This is a genomic window from Extensimonas perlucida (assembly GCF_007655255.1).
Classification (GTDB): Bacteria; Pseudomonadota; Gammaproteobacteria; order Burkholderiales; family Burkholderiaceae_C; genus Extensimonas; species Extensimonas perlucida.
In genome coordinates this window covers 1-2,764 of sequence record NZ_VMYE01000043.1, presented here as the reverse complement: position 1 = coordinate 2,764, position 2,764 = coordinate 1, and the positions used below count along the sequence as shown (strand labels likewise).

Annotated in this window: 3 protein-coding genes; 1 reads left to right on the top strand and 2 read right to left on the bottom strand. The window is 56.9% G+C overall.

Annotation, left to right across the window (positions count from 1 at the left end; translation table 11 throughout):
* On the bottom strand, positions 1-338 hold a 338-nt coding region (locus FK527_RS17105), incomplete at its 3' end, for a DUF4158 domain-containing protein (protein ID WP_144735875.1).
* A 510-nt stretch (positions 339-848) separates the two neighbouring features.
* On the opposite strand from FK527_RS17105, the gene FK527_RS17100 reads away from it, so the two are divergent.
* Positions 849-1,313: a Rid family hydrolase gene (locus tag FK527_RS17100; RefSeq protein ID WP_144735873.1), complete on the top strand. Its 465-nt coding sequence runs from the start codon at positions 849-851 to the stop codon at positions 1,311-1,313.
* Between the two features lie 13 nt (positions 1,314-1,326).
* On the opposite strand, the gene FK527_RS17095 is transcribed toward FK527_RS17100, so the two are convergent.
* Positions 1,327-2,361 (bottom strand): LysR family transcriptional regulator, encoded by a 1,035-nt coding sequence (locus tag FK527_RS17095; RefSeq protein WP_222116182.1) that lies wholly within the window; start codon positions 2,359-2,361, stop codon positions 1,327-1,329.
* Positions 2,362-2,764 lie beyond the last annotated feature (403 nt).

Here is a 2,764-nt window from a genome sequence, read left to right as displayed (position 1 = left end):
GCGGCGATGGCGGTGCCTGTTTCAACTTCAAGCTGGGCAAGTGCCGCCGCAATCAGTGTCCGAATTGCCCGCTCGTGCACGATCACCAGCTTGTTCTTGTACAGCCATTGACGCGCCCGCACGAGTACTGGAATTACCCGAAAGGCACCGAGCAAACGCCCACTCATGCGCAGGAAACCAATATGGAGCGCCAGACCAAGCTTGTGGGAATCACCTCGGCGTGCATTGATTGCGTCGCGCTCGGCACCATCGAAGGTGAAAAATGCCTTCATCTCGAAGTCGCTGATATCGCGGGGGAGCCCACGCATCCCCAAAAACGTTGTGTGCCAACCCTGCATCGTGAACCTCAAAAGTGGGAGGCCACCATACCCGTTTACAAAGCGAACAGGAAAGTCAATGAAATCAACGGTCTACCCAGACCACCCCCGCGCCAGTGCTAGCTTTGCGTACCGTCACTTATTGCACTGAAAACGAGGAGACCCCTTGGGGGGCATTTGATCGGGCGGTGTCGCTGGCCGTCAGCGGCCGAGTCCACGTGCAGAGTGAGGCGCACGCAGATTGGCTGAGCAGCCCTGCCTTTGAGGGCGAACTGGTCATTACCAGAATCCTGGCCGGAAATCGGGCGTCGGTGTGGCCCGCAGTCGCGACCGTCGCAGAACGGCCATTTTGCGTCAACGGTGCTAGTTAATATGAATGGCCTTTGAGCCCCCAATGCCGGCCACTCATGGCGCAAATCTGCACGCCAAAAGTGCATCTTTGCGCTCTTGCAGCCCGCCTCAGATGTTAGGCTTCAACCGTTCTAAGCCCATCCGTCGGCTCCGCTCTATCCTTTTCCCCAGGAGGTAAGCATGACCACTAATCAAAATTCGCTCGAAAAGAAAACCGCCTATTGGGGTGTTCCGTGGGAGGACGCATATGGCTATGCGCAGGCAGTCCAAGTAGGCGAAGACATCTATGTGTCCGGACAACTGAGCCATGATAGCAACGGACAACTTGTCGCTCCGGCCGCTCTTGACGAAGCAGGGAAGCCTCGCGATTTTTCCATGATGGAAGCACAAATGCGTGCCACGTACGAGAACATCGCCACCCTTCTCGGGAAATTCGGTGCAACGCTCGACAATGTTGTAGAAGAAACGCTGTACGTTCTGGACGTCGACGCGGCATTCGCAGCCGCCGGCAAAGTACGCAAAGCAGCGTATGGTACTGAACGCCCTCAATGCGCCAGTAACCTTATCGGTGTCTCGCGCTTGGCCATGCCGCCGCAATTGATTGAGATTGCCTGCAAGGCGGTCTTGCGCAAACCGGGCACCTAGCCGACCTGGTTTTTCAGAACCTTCCGATTGGATTCGCTTCGCGGCCTTCGATCAACGCCTTCTGCTTTGCTACCGCCGCAGCACAAAAGCTCATAAACGTTTGGACGCGTCGTGTCCGCCGAATATCGGGATGTGTGAGCAGCCAAAGCTCATCCTCCAGCTCGGGGACCACAGGACCGACGCGGACCAACTCGGTCGTCAAATCGCCCAGCATGCACGGAAGGTAACCCATACCGAGCCCGGCAGCGACCGCTTTGCTCACGGCAGCAACTGAGTCGGAACGGTATGCAACGTTGATCGGTGCAACGCGGCTTTGAAGGTAATGGAATGCTTTGAGCCCCGACAGTTTCCCGGTGTAAGAGGCCCACGTCATATCAAAAATTCGATCCGCTGCAGGCCGCTTCCGGCGAAATTGAAGGGCGCTTCCGTACGGCGCCCACGCAATGCTCGCAAGCTTTCGCCCCACTAGATTCTCCAATGGACTCCGTGTTGCTCTTATCGCGATGTCCGACTCGTCCCGGGCGAGATCAAGTGTGTCATTTCCGACTAGAACGTCAACTGACAAGGAAGGGTTGCGGGTCCTGAATTCGGCGAGGATTGGAGTCAGGAAATACAGCAACAGCGAATCGCTTGTGGTAATACGAAGGGTGCCCAACGGCCCATGTACTGCACCTGCGACCCGTCGGGCTACGCTGACGACATCCAACTCGACACGCTCGCTCAGCGCCCGCAGCTCCACCCCTTCAGGGGTCAGCTTGTAGCCAGCACGTCTCCGTTCAAACAACGCAACGCCCAATGCGGCCTCGGCCTGCGCTACCCGGCGCGAAACGGTGGACGCGTTGATGCCCAATCTTTCGGCGGCAATCGCGCGACTGCCGCACTCGCTTAGCATTTTGATGATGCGGAGATCGTCCCAAGAAAATCGAAGAGCCGCATCACTTATTGCTATTACTTCGCGATCTGGCACAGTTGAGGATGGCATGAGTCTTAATAATGAAAACTGTACGTTAAGGCCTTGCGCAAGCCTTTCGCCGAAAACGCGCATCATCTCACAGTAGGATCACGAATTTGAAGAGAGCCGGTACCGGCGGAGAAGCTGGGCCTGCCGGCCAGAACACAGCTCACCCTAATTTTCCTCAACAAACGGTTGCTTCTGACTGCCTCACTTACGGTACTGAGATAGTTGGCAGGGGAGCGGCTCTGCACGCTCGCTGGGCACGGCGCTCATTTGGCTCCTCCGCCCTACATTGCGGCCGTTCGAGGCGTATGCGCTCGGTGGCCGAGAAGGGTCGTTCTGCGACGGTCGTGGCTGGCCGGCGGCCTTGGGGTCTCCTCGTTTTCAGTGCAATAAGTGACGGTACGAAAAGCTAGCACTGGCGCGGAGGTGGTGTTGGTAGATCGTTGATTTCATTGACTTTCCTGTTCACTTTCAAATCTGCGATTCGTGGCGT

Coding starts and splice junctions, on each gene's coding strand:
- FK527_RS17100 (WP_144735873.1), top strand. CDS start 849: ATGACCACTAATCAAAATTCGCTCGAAAAGAAAACCGCCTATTGGGGT.
- FK527_RS17095 (WP_222116182.1), bottom strand. CDS start 2,361: ATGATGCGCGTTTTCGGCGAAAGGCTTGCGCAAGGCCTTAACGTACAG.